Origin of the sequence: Companilactobacillus mishanensis, from assembly GCF_003946505.1 — a bacterium.
In the GTDB taxonomy this organism is placed as follows: Bacteria; Bacillota; Bacilli; order Lactobacillales; family Lactobacillaceae; genus Companilactobacillus; species Companilactobacillus mishanensis.
In genome coordinates this window covers 18,811-36,062 of the sequence record NZ_RHON01000002.1, presented here as the reverse complement: position 1 = coordinate 36,062, position 17,252 = coordinate 18,811, and the positions used below count along the sequence as shown (strand labels likewise).

Sequence of the window (17,252 nt, the reverse complement as noted above, 5' to 3'; positions counted from 1 at the left end):
TTAGCGACGACGACGTCTTCTGTTACGTGAGTTATTTGATCTTGATGGAGCTGACTTTCCTTTGTTTCCTTTTTTACCAAGATACACACCAAGTCCCATAATTAATGCCAATACTAAGACTGCAAGCAAAATATACAACCATAAGTAATTAGGCTTATGACCTGCAAGTTTATTGAATTGGTTAGCTTGCGCATTGGTGATAGTAAAGTCTTTATCGAGTACCCAAGTCCGCACACCATTTCCTGAATACACCATCTTGATATGATATTTACCAGCTTTTAGAGGTTCCTTACCCCAACCAACTGTGTAGTTATAGTTAGAAGTTGGAACGATGGATTGATCATCTTTAGTCTCAGTTTTCTTGAAACCCTTGTCGCCATATTTGGTAATAGTAGCTTTTGAGCTCAGTCCTGAAACGAAAGCATTTGAAGTATTAGCAACATTTGCTGCAACACCAATTTCTTTTCCATCCATAGTGTTAACAATTCTAGGTTTCACAAGATTTATTTTGTAGTTAACATCATCACGTTTTGTTCCAGCTTGAGTAAGTTCGATCGGCAATGAATAGCTGAACTTGTTCTTGATCAAAGTTCCATCTTGAGCAACAGTTCCCTTAGCAGATTCGTGATAAGGCTGAATATTGATACCACCCATTAAGAAACCACCAATAGTTTGAGTAGGAATAGTCAAATTCATAGTTACGACAACGTCCTTACCCGCTGGAACCGTCACAATTTGCTTATTATTTTGGAACAAATCATGCATAGAAATCTTTAAATTAGGATCCTTTACCTTTAACTTGTCGTAACCAGGTTGACCCTCATCAGTTGTGAAAGCAGTATTTCCGTAAACGATGAATTGTCTGCTTTCCTTACTAGTGTTGTATACGCCGACCTTCAAGTCGACAGTTTCGCCAGGGTCACCATCAATATAGTAAAAGCCACCATCAATGTTGACCTTGGAACTTGAACTAGCTTCCGGCTTCAAGGTAAAGTCTCCAGAAGTAGCGTTAACAGTATTTGTGTTCATAGCAAAGCCGATACCGACCAAAGCAAAAACAGCAAATACAATTTTTAAGAGGTTTTGTTTCATAAATAAACTCCTATCTCAATTTATAAAAACGTTTTTCAGACAAAAACCACTACCGAGTGGTAGTGGTTTCTGGATAGATATTTTGAATCTTTGCATTAACTTTGGAATCGTTAATAGGATTAAGCGTGTGAACCTGCATCTGGTGTTGATGTAGCTGTTGTTGACAACTTCCATGTAATTACAGAACTGTATGCAGTTTGTTTTCCTGCAGCACCAATTTTGTCACTAACTTTTAATTTAGCAGCATCATTTGTATTGAAAATTGCTTTCAATTGACCATTACTATATGAACCCTTTGCAAGATCAATAATAGGTGTTGCACCATCTGCTCCTGCTTTAATTTCAGCATCTTTAGTAAATGCTCCAGCAATTGTCTTACCGTTAGCATCAACTAATGATTGCTTTCTCAAGTTCATTGTAAAGTTATTATTTTCAGTACCTGAACCGTTTTCTTTAAAGCCTGCTAATTGAGCTGTAACTGTAAAACCAAGGCCTTTTCCTTTTTCTACTTCAACTTTGCTATCACGTGAATCTGAGACTTGTAGGATACCTTCTGAGTTACCATCATCTTTGATGGTAGATACACCCTTGGCTCTCAATCCTGTTGTTCCGTTTGCAATAACTGAACCAAAACTAAAATCTGGAACCATATCCAATGTTAGAAAACCAGAAATGATTTGAACGTTTGCTTCTGAATAAGCCTTTGCATCTGTACCCTCGTCAGCAATAACGAGGTCATTGTTGTTCAAGTCCAAGTTAGTTCCTTTTTCTGTTGTATCTGAACCATTTGGAATAGTTAAACCTGTTGCTGCTTGAACTGTTGTAGGTGCAACTGCTCCTAAAACGATTCCTGCTAATGCTAATGATCCTGCCAATTTTGTTTTTGAAATCTTCATGTTAAAAATTCCTCCCTAGAATTTTTTATATTCTTAACACGCTAAGAAGTTTAGCAAATGGTATCACTAATAGATACCATAAGTTTCGAATAAATTTTTATAATTTTGAACCTGATTAGTCATTAATCTTTTGATAAATGAGATTGTAGGACAAATATAAACTTAGTAATGCTACCAATGAGACACCAAATAATACTGAAAGTGAATCATTTGCTTGCCCGGTCTGTGGAAAATATCTCTGATTATCGATAATAACTGACGGCGTTTCTCCCTGTGTTGCTTTGTCGTTATTATCGGAGACATTATCTGGATCTGGCGAAGGATTCGGACTTGGCTTTGTTCCTGGGTTGCTAGGACTTGGCTTCTTACCAGGATTAGGCTTGGGGTTTGGTGTTGGTACGGGTTTTGGTTTTGTACCTGTTCCACCACCGTCCTTTTCGCCGACAACGACCACGTTCACATCTGAAGTCACTTTAGATTTCCCATAAATCTGTTGTTTAGAATCTTCGCTTGTTTGAGAATGTACTAAATTACTACTCAATCCAACAACGATTCCTATGACTATTGCCATACAAATAAAAAGTAGCTTGTAAGGCCTTAGATTCCGATGCTCTGATAGCTTCCGTCTTCTTCCTCGTTTCCGAAACATGATGTACCTCCTTTTTAGCATTAATTTATTTATCAGTCGATAAATAAATTGATAAAAAAAACGAATGCTTTAATTACTCATCCGCATTCTGCTCATTTTTCAACAAGTAGTACTTCAAGATTTCATCGTCATCATCCGATAAGAATGGATCTTGGTTGGCTTGATAGATGTACTTGAATCCGAGTTGGGTAAGCAAAGTTTGCGGTATTAAGTTGTGAAGCTTTACTGATGCCCAGACTTCTGTGAGGTGCAAGGTATTGAATCCATAATCAAGAAGCAAACTTATTGCCTCTTGGGCGTATCCTAAATGACGATATTCTTCGGAAATTATAAATCCTATTTCACGTGTCTTATCTAAACCATTAGAGATTCCTCGTTCGTTGAGTTCAATTATGCCCACCATCTGGCTGTTTGATTTTAAAGCAATAGCATACGTGTTGGCAAGTGCTAAATATTGAGAAAAAACTTTTTTAACAAAATTTTGATCTGTAGAATACTCCAAACCAGCGGTATCATGGTTCTTTTTACTACTCATCAATTTATAGAATTCTTTCTCATCAGCCTCAGTGAAGTTTCTAATGACTAACTTTTCCCCTTGCAAATCCATGAATGATCCTCTTTTTATATAGAAATTTATTTATAGTTATTATTAGTAATCGAGATTATTTTGCTTATATTTATCCTATTATCTGCTTATATACAAAGTGATATCATTTTGATATCATAAAGATATGGCAGAAAAGAAATTTTTATTACGCCTTGACCAAGATCTCTATGATCGAGTCGTTGCCAAGGCTGACGCAGAAAACCGTAGTGTCAACAAATATATTGTCCATCTTCTCCAAGAAAAAACCAAAGATTCAACTCTTGAAAATCGTCAATTCGTCGGTCAAACAGTCAAAGGAGTTGATATATTGCCTGATAGCGGACTAGTATCTGTAAGTGGGATCTACTACCGTTATATTTTATCAAATACTAAAGACGTTGACGAAAAGAAGATGTACACAATTATTGAGGCTACCGGAAATATTCTTACTTTGAAAGAATTAAAATAAGGGGAAAAACATGTTAGGTATAAAAATTGTGCACCAAAACCATAAGGGTCTAGTCGAATTACTAGGAAAATATCATCACAGTGTGGATGCTGGATTACATTTCTACATTCCATTGATCCAACAAATTCATGCTGTTAGCTTGGCTATGAGTCCGTTGAAGCTTCCTGACTATTCAATAATCACCAAAGATAACGCCGATATTAGCGCTAGTGTTACTCTAAACTATCACGTTACTGATGCTGTCAAATATCGTTACGAGAATACCGATTCAGTTGAATCAATGTCACAGTTAGTTCGTGGACACCTTCGTGACATCATCGGACGTATGGATTTGAATGAGGCACTTGGCTCAACTTCGAAAATTAACCAAGAGCTTGCCGCTGCCATTGGTGACCTAACTAATACTTACGGTATCAATGTTGACCGTATCAACATCGATCAATTGAAACCTTCTGTTTCTATTCAAGATTCAATGGATAAACAATTAAAGGCTGATCGTGAACGTATCGCTGCTATCGCTAAAGCCGAGGGTGAAGCTAAAAGTATTGAGCTAACAACTAAAGCTAAGAACGATGCTTTGATTGCAACTGCTGAAGCTCAAGCCAAAGCAACTCGTACTCGTGCCGATGCAGAAAGTTATCGTATCGAACAAATGAACGAGAGTCTTGATAAAGCTAAAGATGGTTACTTCAAAAACCAAACTATCCAAGCTTTCTCACAACTTGCTACTTCAAATACCAACACTGTTGTCATCTCGGGTGATAACCCTGGCGAACTTGGTAACATCCCTGTGATCCAAAAAATGCTAGAAAATAATAAATAACAGCCCTGGGGCTGTTATTTTTTTATGTGCAAAATTTGATCGATTGGCGCTCTACGAGTCAGAATATTATTCAATCTGGAATTATCCGCATAACCCAAACCTATTCCAACAACGATTTTTTGATTATCTGGTATTTCTAAAACATTCTTGATTATGTCTGGATACTTCACGAATTGAAATGCCGGTATCGAATCGACACCTTTACTTTTGGCTGCTAACATTAATGTTTGGCCAAAGGCACCGATATCATAAATTGAATATTCGCTGGCATTTATATTCGCAGTAATATAAACAATTGCTGGTGCATAAAATAAATTATGATCGGCGTTCTGCATTTCTGGGTCAGATGTTCCCTTTTCACCAACAGCCTCTTTTACGGATTCTCCCCAAACTTCGACATTACTGATCGATGTCTTTGACCATTCACCTAGGCCAGGTATTGTTAGGTCGCTCTTGGGTGCTTTTCCCATAGTCTCGGAATCCATATACTGCTTACGAATATTTTCCAAACTATTGCCAGTAGCGACATATACTTCCCATGGTTGAGCATTTTCCCAGGAAGGCGCACGTGTACCATCGAGAACTATTTCTTCTATTATATTGTCGCTCAATTTTTTACTACTGAACGAACGGATAGATTTGCGTTGATAAATAATATTTTCAGAATCCATATTTTCCTCCAAGTTGTCGATATCATTTATGTAGAGCGTTTTTATAAAATACTGAATATTGTATATAAATGTAAGCGTCAACATAATGCTATACTGAGTTTAAACTAAATTATTAAATCTGAACAGAGAGGGGTTCAAATAATAATGTCAGAAACTTATCAACTTCGCGATGGACTAGTTGTGCCAAAGGTTGCTTTCGGTACTTGGCTAGTCAACGGAGCACAAGGAGTAAATAGTATAGTGTCTGCCTTGAACGTTGGCTACCGTTTGATCGACAGTGCATTTAACTATGAAAACGAAGGAGCAGTCGGTGCAGCAATTCGCAAGAGTCCTGTGCCACGAGAGGATATCATCGTATCTTCCAAGCTCCCTGGTCGTCATCATCACTATCAAGAGGCTATCGATACTATTCAGGAATCGTTATATAGAGCTGGCTTAAACTACTATGACCTGTATCTTATTCACTGGCCAAATCCTAAAGAGGATAATTACGTTGAGGCTTGGCAAGCTTTGATCGATGCACAACGATTTGGTCTGATACATTCGATCGGTGTTTCCAACTTCCTACCAGAACATTTGGACCGTTTGGAAAAAGAAACTGGTGTCATGCCTGTTCTCAACCAAATTGAATTGCATCCCTACTTTAACCAGGAGAAACAGCGTGAATATGATCAAGCTCATGGAATTCTAGATCAAGCCTGGAGTCCCCTAGGCAGAGCAAGCAACGAATTAAAGGACCCATTTATTTTAAAATTGGCAGAAAAGTATCATAAGAATGCTGGTCAAATCATCCTCCGTTGGGAAACTCAGCTTGGCGTGCTACCTATAGCCAAGTCAAGTCACAGCGACCATCAACGTGAAAACTTAAATATCTTTGACTTCGAATTAACAGCTGATGAATTAGTTGGTATGAGCAAATTGACCAAAGCGGACGGCCGTTTGAAGAATCAAGACCCAGCAGTCTATGAAGAGTTTTAATTTACATAATCATTAATTTAGGTTTTTGGACCTAATTCATTTATAATTTAATATGTAAAAAAGAAAGGTGTGAGTTAAATGGATTTAACATTTAAAGGCGAGGCAGTTTCAACAGTGGGAGAACCAGTTATTGTCGGAGATCAATTCCCAGATTTTGTCGTAAAAAACAAAGATGGTAAGAATGTAAAACTTAAAGAATTACTCGACAAACCATTACTTATCAGTGTCGTACCTGATATCAACACTAGTGTCTGCAGTCTTCAAACAAAGAGATTCAATACTGAAGTTGATGGACATTCAGAAATCAATTTCGTAACTATTTCAACCAACACGATTGAGCAACAAAGTAAGTGGTGTGCTGCTGAAGATGTTGAAAATATGCAAATGTTATCTGATGTCGACAAGGATTTCGGTAGAAACTCTAACCTACTTATCCCAACAATGGGAATCTTAGCACGTTCAGTTTGGGTCGTTGACGTAAACAAACAAGTTATTTATTCAGAAATCATGGATGAACAAACTGACGAACCAACATATGACAAGGTTTTAGATCAATTAGACCAAATGAGCTAAATTTCATAATCAAACAAATAAAGACCAGACGAAATTGTCTGGTCTTTTTCTATAGATATTTTTCTTTTTCATCCAAAATCTTACGAACATCACCAGTAGATTTGGTATCATACATTGCATTTCGCAAATCAGTCGCACCAAGTTCAGGCCGCGCATAAATTTTGAAGAATCGCTTTAGCGCTTGGAAACGTGGAACGTCATATTTTTGTGAGAACTCATCGAACAAGTCTAATTGCATATTCAATAACTCTAACAATTGATCAAGTGAGTGTTCAGCAGGCTTACTTTCAAACACATATGGATTTGCGAATACTCCACGGCCAATCATAATTCCGTCTAGTCCAGGGTGTTCTTGTGCCAATTTCAAACCAGTTTGATAATCAGGAATGTCCCCATTGATCTGAATCAGAGTACCGGGAGCAATTTCATCACGCATTTTGATAATATCGTCAATAACTTCAAAATGGGCAGGAACCTTGCTCATTTCCATCTTAGTGCGCAGATGAACCGTTAAAACTTCAACATCTTGTTCCAACAAAAATTTCAGCCAGTCATGATACTCTTCGACTTTGCTATAACCCAATCTGGTCTTGGCACTGACTGCCAATCCTGAAGTTTTAGCTGCAGCAATCGCACCAGCTGCCCATTCAGGATTACGGATCAAATCTGTTCCACCATGATTCTTGATGACAGTTCCATCAGGACAGCCCATATTTATGTCTATCGCTTGAAATCCTTGGTGTTTCAAGGACGAAGCCGCTGCTTTGAAATCTTCAGCTTCGTTTCCCCAAAGTTGCACAACTGGTGTCATTTTATCCCCTGGTTGCATATATAAGCGACCGTTAACGGGAAATTTAGTTGTCGGATCCGTTATCGCTTTTGCATAAACGAACTCACTGAAAAACATATCAGGTGGACAAGCATGAGTTATAACTTGGCGAAATACTGTATTACTAACAGCTTCCATGGGAGCCATCGTAAAGAAAGGTCTGTTCTCTTGCTTAGCCTTTTCCGATATTTTTGACCAAAATTCTGATTCTGCCAAACTTATTTGCTCCCTTTCAACGTGATATTTTATACCAATAGTATATTACTAGTTTGTTGAGAAAGAATCTAATATTTAATTTGTAAATCATCTCTCATGGCAATATTAATTTTTTGTTTATTTGTTAATTAATGCACAAAATTCCTATGAAAACGTTCTCTTATCTGATAAGCTTTTTCATGTGGGGAAGAAATGATAAAAATTACCACATACCACACGGGAGGGGAATTATGAATATTTGGATGAACATTAGCACCTTACTAGTCTGTTTAGTAGCGTGTTATTTCATATACTGGTTGAATAAAAAGACTAACTTCACATTTACATCAGTTGTCGCTTTATTGATCGGTATCGTTATAGGTATTTTCTTCAAAGGATATACGGAATATGCGGCTGTCCTGGGAACAATCTTTATTAGAGTTATTTCCATGATGGTTATTCCACTGTTGATGGTTTCGTTGATCAAGAGTATCTATTCAATGAAGTCACTACATGAACTAAAAAGTATTGGGGGTAAATCCATCTTCTGGCTACTTTTCCAAACATTGCTGGCTGCAATTGTTGGTGCCGCTCTGGCAATCATGTCAGGTATCGGTACAGGTAGTCACCTAAGTATCGTAGATGGCTTTAAAGTTACAAAAATTCCACATTTCACAGAAGTAATCACAAATCTATTCTCAGCTAATTTATTTACTTCAATGGCTGAGGGACAAATTATTCCGGTCGTATTTTTCTCAATTATCGTCGGAATAGCAGTCGTTGCACTATCAAGTCGCAAGAAAGGTTCAATGGACACTTTCAAAAGCTTTATAGATGAATGCCACGACATCGTTTATCAAATAATTCGTGTAATCATTAAATTATTACCATACTCAATTATTTTCTTGATGGCAGATACAATCGGTGCTAGTGATCCTAAGGCTTTGATGCCTCTTGTTCAGATCATCGTTCTAGCATTTGTTGGTTGTTTCTTCCATATCTACTTTACTGACAGTCTATTATTGAAATTTGTTGGTAAAATATCACCTATTAGATTTTTCAAGAATATTATGCCTGCTCAATTGATGGCATTCTCAACAAGAAGTTCTTCAGGTACGTTACCTGTATACATTGATTGCTTAACTAAGAAAGAACATGTTTCGGAAAACATTGCTAACTTCGTTGGTCCATTAGGAACAACAGTTGGAATGTCAGGATGTGCCGGAGTTTGGCCTCCTCTTCTAGCAATTTATGCTATGAACTCACTCGGTATGAATGTTACATTCACACAAGTTCTAGTTATCATTTTACTTTGCCCAGTCGTTTCACTTGGTACTGCCGGAGTTCCCGGTGGTGGAATCATGTTAGCAACCGCTTTATTCGTTACCTTAGGATTACCAGTAGAAATTGTTGGTATCTTTGCCGGTATCGATGCCTTCGCTGATATGGCTCGTACAACAACAAACGTAACAAGCTCAATGGTTGCCGCAAGTTTAGTTGATGCTTCAGAAAACAAAAAAGTTAAAGCATCTTCTGCTGTAGCTACCGCATAATTTAAGCAAAATAAAATTGGACTTTCATTTATCGAAAGTCCAATTTTTTATTGTTTATCGAATTTACATTTGTAAACACTGTAAAGTTAAATAAAATTTATTCTATTATCTACGTCTATGTTTCATAAATGTCATGTAGTGCAAAATCAATCCTAATAGTACGAAGAATATCACAACGAATGATGCATAGTTTACCCAAAAATTACCAACTGGCATGATAGCTTTCAATGGTATTTGGATTCCCATCGTAATCAAGGCCATGACTGCGATCATCAAGAATAACTGAATATATCTTTTCACGGTTAAATCATCCTTTTCTACTTTTTTAGAAATCTTGTGTCCAAACTTGGCTGCTAATTTCTTTTTATTTTCGGGAATTTCTTTCATTCCAAATGTGTTTGGCAATACGAGTTCCCCAACTTTAATGACTCCAGCAGCAGACATTGTACGATCTATAGTCTTGAAACTTTCGTCTGTAACTCCAGTAACAAAGTTTTCGACCGGTCCAGCAAAACAAGAAGTAATACTCATGTAATGCTTATCTTTGAAATCTCCAGGGATAGTGTCCCCATTTTCTTTGATGTAAACCAATTTTGGACGCATACAGTCAAAGAAGTTTTTCAAAACCCCAGATAATTCTCGCCAATATGTCGGTGCAGCGAAAACCCAAACATCTGCCTCAGCTAACTTCGCAGAAAATTCATCAAGAACTGGATTGTCTTCATGAAATTTGTGAGGAGTTATGTCGTAGTTTTCCAAAAATATAGTTTCTGTTTCTACACCCTCGTCCACATTGTCCAAAACACTCTCGAGCATTTGTGCATTCAGACCGTGTTCCTTATGAGATGCTAAAATACCTAATATTTTCATAGTGCCCTCCTACCTATAATTATAACTATATTCTTTATACTAGCAAAAACAAATTTTTGTTGGTACAGTTAAGATATTGAGGAGGTTTACTTATGAAAGTACTTATTATTGGTGCACATGGTAAAGTAGGACGTTTGTTGATTGGTGAATTACAATCGAAGAATATTGATTTTGTTGCTGGCTTACGTAGTGAAGAACAAATAAAGGCATATAAAGAAAATAATATTCCCACGCAATTTATTGATTTAACTGGTTCCTTAGATGATCTGAAAAATTCAATTGAGGCTTCTGGTGCCGACACAATTGTATTTTCAGCAGGTGCCGGTGGTGCCGGATATGATCTCACAATTCAAATAGACCTAGACGGTGCTATTAAAACAATGATGGTGGCTGAAGGTATTGGAATCAGACGTTATATTATGGTCAGCTCAATTTTCAGTGATGACAGAAGTAAATGGGATGCTTCAGGCATCAAGCCATATATGATTGCCAAACATTACGCCGATGTTCATCTTCGTGGAACAGAACTTGATTACACGATCATTCATCCAGGTGGGTTAACTGACGATGAAAGTATTGGCAAAATCAAGCTTGTTTCTGGTGACGAGAGTGGAACTGTTCCTCGTATTGATGTTGCTAAAGCTATTGTTCAAATTTTGCAAACACCATCAACAGGCAAGAAGGAGTTTTCTTTCGTCTCGGGCGATTCGTCGTTTGCAGATGTACTTAAATAGTGGTTCACTGCCGCACTTCGGTTAGGTTCGGCGGTGGTTGGAACGCTACGGGATTCTTTAAAGCCTAAGTGCGGTCTTTAAAGGAATCCTTTATGTAATCGTGGCTTCGCCCCGATAACATAAATCTCGCAGCTGAACCACCGGCGAACCTGCCCTACGTGCTAAATTGTCTAATATTTTAAATCAACGTCTCATCTTTCCTTTTGTGGAGGGGTGAGATTTTTTTATTTTCTATGAACATCTCGGTGAATTTCGGCTAAAAAAAAGAAGCTCCATCTTTCGATGTTGCTTCTGTTTTATTTTTAGTTGTCGTTGAATTTCCCCATTATGCCTATTGTTGGTTGGATATTTATGAAGGCATTTGGATCTATTTTTTGTACTGTTTGTTTTACAAAGAATAGTTGGAATTTTGTTAATACCATTGTCATTGAACCTATTTGTTCACCTGAATATGCTCCTTTTAGGTTGTAATCCATGGTGATTCCTCGGTTCAAGGATTTCAGTAATGCTTTGGAAATGTCATCTATTGAGTGCGAATATATTGTTACTGTGATTTTCTGTTGCTGGATGTACATTCTGTCGATAACGATGTTAGTTACGAAGATTGAGACGATACTGTAAAGCGCTAACTCCCAACCGAATACCATTCCGGCTATTAGGATTATCACTGTGTTTACTCCAAAACTTACTTGGCCTACTGTGCCGCCTTTGCTCTTTTGAATTATCAATGCGATGATATCGGTTCCTCCGGTTGAAAAGCCGTATCTGAAACAGATTCCGGTACCGATTCCGACCATGGCACCACCAAAAATTGAGGCTAACATTGGATCATTTGTTATTGGATGTAGAGGTATGAATAGAATAAATATCGAGGCTGAAGCTATCGATATCAATGTTAATACGGTGAATCTTTTTCCTAACTTTCTCCATGATAATATTAATAATGGAATATTCATTAGGAAGTACCAAAGATAAACTTCGGTTCCCATGTGAGCAAATTTTTCTATCAAGTTAACGATCAGTTGGGCAGCACCCATGACTCCACTTGTATATAACTTTGCTGGCTGTAAAAGTAGCTGAATTCCCATGGCGGAGGTAATTCCATAAAAGATCGCTGCTAATATTTTTTTCGTATATTCTTTAAACATGGCCAATATTGCCACCCCCTACTTGTTCTGTTTCACAAATTATATAACAATCATAAATAAATTCCCACGAAATTAATACTAATAATTATTGTCAGTCCAATCTTATTCGGGACTTATGTGAAAGTTCATAATACAACTAAGCAATCAATTAAAATGTTAAACTGACTTTGAAGTTATCAAAAAAGCAGCATTCACACACTCGGAGGTACTAAATATGGTGAAAATTGGATTCATTGGAACTGGTGTCATGGGTAGTGGAATTATAAATAATTTGTTGAAAGCAAACTATGATGTTTCTGTTTACACTCGGACTGAATCAAAGGCTGAACCACTTTTGAACAAAGGTGCAGCTTGGTTCCACAGTCCAAAGGAATTAACAGAAAATACTGATATTATCTTTACTATGGTCGGTTTTCCCCAAGATGTCAAAGATGTATATCTCGACGAAACGACTGGTGTTTTCGCAGCACTGAAATCTGGTCAAACTATCGTCGATATGACAACAAGTACCCCTACTTTAGCCAAAGAACTGGGTGAAAAAGCTGAAAAAATTGGTGTTAATTGTATTGATGCTCCTGTTTCTGGTGGCGATGTTGGCGCTCGTGACGGTAAATTGACCATCATGGTCGGTGGCAGTAAGGAAACCTACAATCAGCTACAACCAATTTTCGAAATTATCGGTCAAACTACTCATTATTTTGGGCCATACGGATCAGGACAACATGCGAAAATGGCCAATCAAATTATGATTGCCGGAACAATGACCGGACTGACTGAAATGTTCGTCTATGCAAAAGCCGCCGGATTAGACTTGGATTCTGTTTTAGCCACACTACTAGGTGGAGGAGCTCAAAACTGGAGTCTGGCAAATTATGGGCCACGAATCTTAAAAGGCGATTATGCCCCAGGATTTTATTCAAAACACTTCTTGAAAGATTTGAGAATAGCTTTGGATGAAAGTGAAAAAATGGGACTAGATTTACCCGCTACAAAACAAGCCAAAGCCTTATATGAAAAGTTAGTAGATGAAAAGCATCTAGGTGATGATGGAACACAAGCCTTGGTCAAGCTTTGGTGGTAAAAGCTGAAAAATATTAGCAGCCTCAATAGCTAAATAGTCAATACGATGACAGACGCAATTCTGATGGCGATCGATGCAATTGGAATAATGTTGGAAGATAAATCCGAATATCCAATAGCAAGTAAGTTAGAAGACTTAATCGTTAAAAATGAAGTTATAAAAACTGTTGTGTCTATTAATCTTGATGAATATCGACGCAACAACCCAAAGACTGTGCGGAAAAGTGTCACGGTACCTGAATATTTAGTAAAACTTGGAAAAGAAAAGAATCTGAATTTCTCAGCCATTTTGACGAACGCGTTGAAAGAAAGATTAGAAAGCTAAAACTTCAACTGTATATTGTAGATTCTCTAAATTGAATATCCTTGAGTAACCGTTCACATTGTTTTAATATTAATTGGTATGAATAATTGGAGGTTGTATCTATGTATACTGCATCAAATAGTCGTTATGAAAACAATTCTGTGCGTCACGCTGGAAAAACTGGTCTAATGTTACCACCAATTTCATTGGGACTATGGCAACACTTTGGTAGCGCGGATCCATTAAGTGATCGACGCGACGTAATTTTACATGCTTTTGATAAGGGAATTTTTAACTTTGATGTTGCTAATCATTACGGAAATGGCGAAGTTGGATTTGGAAGTTCTGAAGAATTATTAGGACAAATTTTAAAAGATGATTTAAAACCCTATCGGGATGAATTAGTAATTTCAACTAAAGCGGGTTATGAAATTCACGATGGTCCTTATGGTATCGGAACTTCTCGTAAATCTTTACTTCAAGGGATCAACGACTCCTTGACTAGATTAAATTTAGACTACGTGGATATTTATTATGCACACCGTTATGATGACAAAACTCCAATTGAAGAAACCGTTCGTGCCTTGGATGACATCGCCCGTTCAGGTAAAGCAATGTACGTTGGCGTTTCAAATTATGAAGTGCCTGAATTGAAGAAAGCAATCGCATTATTCCAACAATTAGGAACACCATTTGTTTTGAATCAAATGAGCATGAATTTATTGAACAACCACGTAGAAACCAGTGGTGTGGCTCAAGTAATGAGAGATAGTGGTACAGGATTGATAGCCTATGGCCCACTCTGTGAAGGACTATTGTCAGAACGCTATCTAGCTGGTATTCCCAATGACTTCAAGATTCACCACACAAATAACAGTTTGCTTGCCAATGGACCCGAAGCCTTGGTAACAAAACTAAATAGTTTGGATGACATTGCAAAAAATCGTAACCAAACACTTAGCCAAATGTCATTAGCTTGGTTACTACGAGACCCAGTAGTTGCAAGTGTAATCATCGGCACAACCAACAATGATCACTTAGACGAAAATCTAAAAGCACTCGATAATCTCGAATTTTCTGCAGATGAAACAGAACAAATTAATAAATTGATCAAATAAATAAGAGTTCGGAGCAAATATGCCTCCGAACTCTTTTTTGTAAACTAACATATTATTTGATTCAGCAAAAAAATTTAAATCCCAATTTAGACGAAGAAAGCCAATCGATTTGCTTTCGTAGTCGGATACCTAATCCGACTCTATATCATAATCAAACCGATTAGAAGAATTACGTTGGCCTAAACACATCAAAACAACCCAAACAATAAAACCAATTCCGGGAATCAAATAAAACAACAGCCACCAAGCACGCAAGTTGACATCATGCAATCGACGAATCGAAGCAGTAAAAATTGCAATAATATAATAAGCAAAACTCATAGCAATTGCCACACCGACCACGGCACTCCAGTAATAATCCATTACTGGCAATTTAGTTTCCAATAAGGCTAACAGTCCCAACAAAACTGTAAAGAATATTGTTGTTCCAAGATAACCCCACCAAAAATCAGCTCGACTCATTCGTTTTGCCCCGACAAATAAATCATTAAAATATAATTTTGTTGAAGTGATGATACCTGGTTTGTTACTTTCGTTCCAAATTGTATTTTCCATAATTACCTCTTAAAGTGTTACTCCAATTATAAATCCTAATATACCAAAAATATATGACGAACAGAAATAAACAAAACATCTAAGATACTTTTTTTGAAACCACAACTGGCTGAGCTCAAAATTAAACGTACCAAATGTTGTAAATCCCCCGCAAAGTCCTGTCCCTAGCAATAGCAATAATCGTTTATCTGCTATTCGGGCACTAACTAATCCGAGAATAAAAGACCCCAAGATATTTATACATAGTGTCATCCAAGGAAAATCAATTTTGGCTTTCTTTGAGACAGCGGTCAATTCATTTCTAAAATAAGCTCCGAATGTCGCCCCAACTGCCACTAATAATACATTCATCACCAAAACCTCCTTCCTTGGTTACTTTTAAGTACCTATCCCACTTTAAAGTGCGTAATTGTTTTAAAATTTTTTGCCCCTATAATTAATTTTTGTCGTTAAGAAACTATTAATTGATTAAAGGAGTGAATACTTTGCAAAATAAAAAATTATCACCAGCTTGGACTTTAGCTGCCCTCGCTATCAGTGCTTTCGCAATTGGTAGTGCTGAATTTATCAGTGTCGGAATCATGCCATTGATCATCAAATCGTTTAATGTCACGATTGCTCAGGCCGGATTAACGGTCTCACTATATGCGATGGGAGTCATGTTAGGTGCACCAATTCTGACATCCCTAACAACTCGCTTCAATAGAAAAACTTTATTGATTGCCATTATGATCAGCTTCATCCTTGGAAATACGATTGCTGCTTTGGCACCTACCTTCGTCATGCTTCTTATAGGTAGAATTATCTCAGCTTTAGCACACGGATTATTTATGACTATTGCTTCCGTAGTTGCTGCCGACGTTGTTGCTCCAAACAAACGTGCTTCAGCAATTTCGGTAATGTTCACTGGCTTAACAGTCGCAACCGTTACTGGTGTTCCTTTAGGAACATATATCGGACAAATTTTAAATTGGCGTAGCTCATTCATTTTCTTGATTTTACTTGGTTTGATAGGAATGATCGGTAGTTTGATTTTAGTTCCAAATAATCTTCCAAAAGCTCAACCAAGCAACGCTAAAGGTTTCTTGAGAATTTTGAATCAACCTAAATTATTGTTGATCATCTTGATAACTGCCCTTGGTTATGGTGCAACTTACCCAGTTTATACATACATTTCATCAATTTTAAAAAATCAAATGGGCTGGTCAGACGGAGCTATTGTTATTATTTTGGTCGTCTATGGACTTGCTGTCGCCATCGGAAATACGCTCGGTGGTCGATTAGCTAACGTAAAACCTTTGAACGCTCTTTTAAAAATGTTTATCGGCCTTGGTGCAGCGTTGTTCCTAGTTTGGATCAGTCTAAACACTCACTACTTCGGATTGATTGCCGTTTTACTTATGGGATTATTTGCCTTCATGAACGTCCCTGGTTTACAGCTCTATATGTTGCAATTAGCAGAAGAATTAACACCTTCTGAAGTCAATCTAGCATCTTCCCTTAATATTTCTGCCTTTAATATTGGTATCATCATCGGATCAACCGTCGGCGGCTTTGCGGCTTCCAACGATATGATTGCGATGACACCATGGATGGGAATCGCTATGTTAGTAATTGGAATTTTGTTGATTTTCTATCTAATGCGTAGCGTCGCTGCTGAAAAACAATAATTCTGTAATTTCTTTTATTTACATGTTAATATGAAATTCAATCATACCAATATGTAAAGGGGAAATTCACTTGAAGCAATGTGTTTATAACATTGGAGTTGAAGCTACGATCGATGTCATTGGCGGAAAATGGAAGCCTCTGATTCTCTGTCATCTTAAACGTGGAACTATGCGTACTGGTGAATTGCGTCGTGTAATTCCCGAAATAACTCAAAAAGTTCTGACAGAACAACTTCGTGAATTGGAAAATAGTGGAATAGTTAATCGTAAAGTCTATGAACAGGTTCCACCTAAGGTCGAATATTCATTGACTGATTACGGTAAAACTTTAAATGATCTACTGTTCCAACTATGCAAATGGGGCGAAGAAGATATTTGTCGTCGTCGTGAACAAGGTGAATCAATAATTCTACTTGATGACGATCCAGAAACTGACATCGAAGAAAAAGCTAATTAGAA

At 37.3% G+C, this 17,252-nt stretch carries 21 protein-coding genes; 11 read left to right on the top strand and 10 right to left on the bottom strand.

Features of this window, described 5'->3' with window-relative positions; genetic code table 11:
• The 4 genes from EKM63_RS02835 to EKM63_RS02820 all read right to left on the bottom strand — a co-directional run bounded on the left by EKM63_RS02835 (position 1) and on the right by EKM63_RS02820 (position 3,244).
• Entirely contained in the window at positions 1-1,092 is a 1,092-nt protein-coding gene (locus EKM63_RS02835; RefSeq protein WP_125703533.1) for a DUF3324 domain-containing protein, read from the bottom strand.
• 119 nt (positions 1,093-1,211) lie between these two features.
• Complete coding sequence (locus EKM63_RS02830; RefSeq protein ID WP_125703531.1) at positions 1,212-1,988, bottom strand: WxL domain-containing protein; 777 nt, start codon at positions 1,986-1,988, stop codon at positions 1,212-1,214.
• A gap of 115 nt (positions 1,989-2,103) precedes the next feature.
• On the bottom strand, positions 2,104-2,637 hold the full coding sequence (locus EKM63_RS02825; RefSeq protein ID WP_125703529.1) for an LPXTG cell wall anchor domain-containing protein: 534 nt from the start codon (positions 2,635-2,637) through the stop codon (positions 2,104-2,106).
• Between the two features lie 73 nt (positions 2,638-2,710).
• Complete coding sequence (locus EKM63_RS02820; RefSeq protein WP_125703527.1) at positions 2,711-3,244, bottom strand: GNAT family N-acetyltransferase; 534 nt, start codon at positions 3,242-3,244, stop codon at positions 2,711-2,713.
• A 124-nt stretch (positions 3,245-3,368) separates the two neighbouring features.
• On the opposite strand from EKM63_RS02820, the gene EKM63_RS02815 reads away from it, so the two are divergent.
• Entirely contained in the window at positions 3,369-3,692 is a 324-nt protein-coding gene (locus EKM63_RS02815) for a toxin-antitoxin system HicB family antitoxin (protein WP_125703525.1), read from the top strand.
• 10 nt (positions 3,693-3,702) lie between these two features.
• The gene (locus tag EKM63_RS02810; protein ID WP_125703523.1) at positions 3,703-4,515 is read left to right on the top strand and encodes an SPFH domain-containing protein; all 813 of its coding nucleotides are present in this window, start codon (positions 3,703-3,705) and stop codon (positions 4,513-4,515) included.
• 14 nt (positions 4,516-4,529) lie between these two features.
• Here the strand turns inward: EKM63_RS02810 and EKM63_RS02805 are convergent, their stop codons facing one another.
• On the bottom strand, positions 4,530-5,186 hold the full coding sequence (locus EKM63_RS02805; protein WP_164504894.1) for a nitroreductase: 657 nt from the start codon (positions 5,184-5,186) through the stop codon (positions 4,530-4,532).
• A gap of 144 nt (positions 5,187-5,330) precedes the next feature.
• Here EKM63_RS02805 and EKM63_RS02800 point away from each other — a divergent pair, with 144 nt between their 5' ends.
• Positions 5,331-6,164, top strand: a complete 834-nt coding sequence (locus EKM63_RS02800) for an aldo/keto reductase (protein WP_125703519.1) — start codon at positions 5,331-5,333, stop codon at positions 6,162-6,164.
• Positions 6,165-6,242: 78 nt separating this feature from the next.
• Positions 6,243-6,737, top strand: coding sequence for a thiol peroxidase (gene tpx, locus EKM63_RS02795; protein ID WP_125703517.1), 495 nt, complete (start codon positions 6,243-6,245; stop codon positions 6,735-6,737).
• Between the two features lie 49 nt (positions 6,738-6,786).
• Here tpx and EKM63_RS02790 read toward each other — a convergent pair whose 3' ends face one another.
• Entirely contained in the window at positions 6,787-7,782 is a 996-nt protein-coding gene (locus EKM63_RS02790) for a tRNA dihydrouridine synthase (RefSeq protein WP_125703515.1), read from the bottom strand.
• Positions 7,783-8,012: 230 nt separating this feature from the next.
• On the opposite strand from EKM63_RS02790, the gene EKM63_RS02785 reads away from it, so the two are divergent.
• Complete coding sequence (locus EKM63_RS02785; protein WP_225418248.1) at positions 8,013-9,314, top strand: dicarboxylate/amino acid:cation symporter; 1,302 nt, start codon at positions 8,013-8,015, stop codon at positions 9,312-9,314.
• 105 nt (positions 9,315-9,419) lie between these two features.
• Here the strand turns inward: EKM63_RS02785 and EKM63_RS02780 are convergent, their stop codons facing one another.
• Positions 9,420-10,184, bottom strand: a complete 765-nt coding sequence (locus tag EKM63_RS02780; RefSeq protein WP_125703512.1) for a flavodoxin family protein — start codon at positions 10,182-10,184, stop codon at positions 9,420-9,422.
• A gap of 92 nt (positions 10,185-10,276) precedes the next feature.
• Between EKM63_RS02780 and EKM63_RS02775 the strand changes: the two genes are divergently transcribed.
• Positions 10,277-10,918 carry an SDR family oxidoreductase gene (locus tag EKM63_RS02775; RefSeq protein ID WP_125703510.1) on the top strand — a complete coding sequence of 214 codons (642 nt, stop codon included), beginning with the start codon at positions 10,277-10,279 and terminating at the stop codon, positions 10,916-10,918.
• Positions 10,919-11,220: 302 nt separating this feature from the next.
• On the opposite strand, the gene EKM63_RS02770 is transcribed toward EKM63_RS02775, so the two are convergent.
• On the bottom strand, positions 11,221-12,066 hold the full coding sequence (locus tag EKM63_RS02770; protein ID WP_225418256.1) for a YitT family protein: 846 nt from the start codon (positions 12,064-12,066) through the stop codon (positions 11,221-11,223).
• Positions 12,067-12,280: 214 nt separating this feature from the next.
• On the opposite strand from EKM63_RS02770, the gene EKM63_RS02765 reads away from it, so the two are divergent.
• From EKM63_RS02765 to EKM63_RS02755, 3 genes are all read left to right on the top strand, one after another.
• The gene (locus tag EKM63_RS02765; RefSeq protein ID WP_125703506.1) at positions 12,281-13,147 is read left to right on the top strand and encodes an NAD(P)-dependent oxidoreductase; all 867 of its coding nucleotides are present in this window, start codon (positions 12,281-12,283) and stop codon (positions 13,145-13,147) included.
• 45 nt (positions 13,148-13,192) lie between these two features.
• On the top strand, positions 13,193-13,471 hold the full coding sequence (locus tag EKM63_RS02760; protein ID WP_125703505.1) for a type II toxin-antitoxin system HicB family antitoxin: 279 nt from the start codon (positions 13,193-13,195) through the stop codon (positions 13,469-13,471).
• Positions 13,472-13,572: 101 nt separating this feature from the next.
• Positions 13,573-14,568: an aldo/keto reductase gene (locus EKM63_RS02755; protein WP_125703503.1), complete on the top strand. Its 996-nt coding sequence runs from the start codon at positions 13,573-13,575 to the stop codon at positions 14,566-14,568.
• 129 nt (positions 14,569-14,697) lie between these two features.
• Here EKM63_RS02755 and EKM63_RS02750 read toward each other — a convergent pair whose 3' ends face one another.
• On the bottom strand, positions 14,698-15,123 hold the full coding sequence (locus EKM63_RS02750; RefSeq protein WP_125703501.1) for a DUF805 domain-containing protein: 426 nt from the start codon (positions 15,121-15,123) through the stop codon (positions 14,698-14,700).
• Between the two features lie 9 nt (positions 15,124-15,132).
• Complete coding sequence (locus EKM63_RS02745) at positions 15,133-15,474, bottom strand: fluoride efflux transporter FluC (RefSeq protein ID WP_125703499.1); 342 nt, start codon at positions 15,472-15,474, stop codon at positions 15,133-15,135.
• 134 nt (positions 15,475-15,608) lie between these two features.
• On the opposite strand from EKM63_RS02745, the gene EKM63_RS02740 reads away from it, so the two are divergent.
• Both EKM63_RS02740 and EKM63_RS02735 read left to right on the top strand, forming a co-directional pair.
• Positions 15,609-16,793 (top strand): MFS transporter, encoded by a 1,185-nt coding sequence (locus EKM63_RS02740; RefSeq protein WP_125703497.1) that lies wholly within the window; start codon positions 15,609-15,611, stop codon positions 16,791-16,793.
• A gap of 70 nt (positions 16,794-16,863) precedes the next feature.
• On the top strand, positions 16,864-17,250 hold the full coding sequence (locus EKM63_RS02735; RefSeq protein ID WP_125703495.1) for a winged helix-turn-helix transcriptional regulator: 387 nt from the start codon (positions 16,864-16,866) through the stop codon (positions 17,248-17,250).
• Positions 17,251-17,252 lie beyond the last annotated feature (2 nt).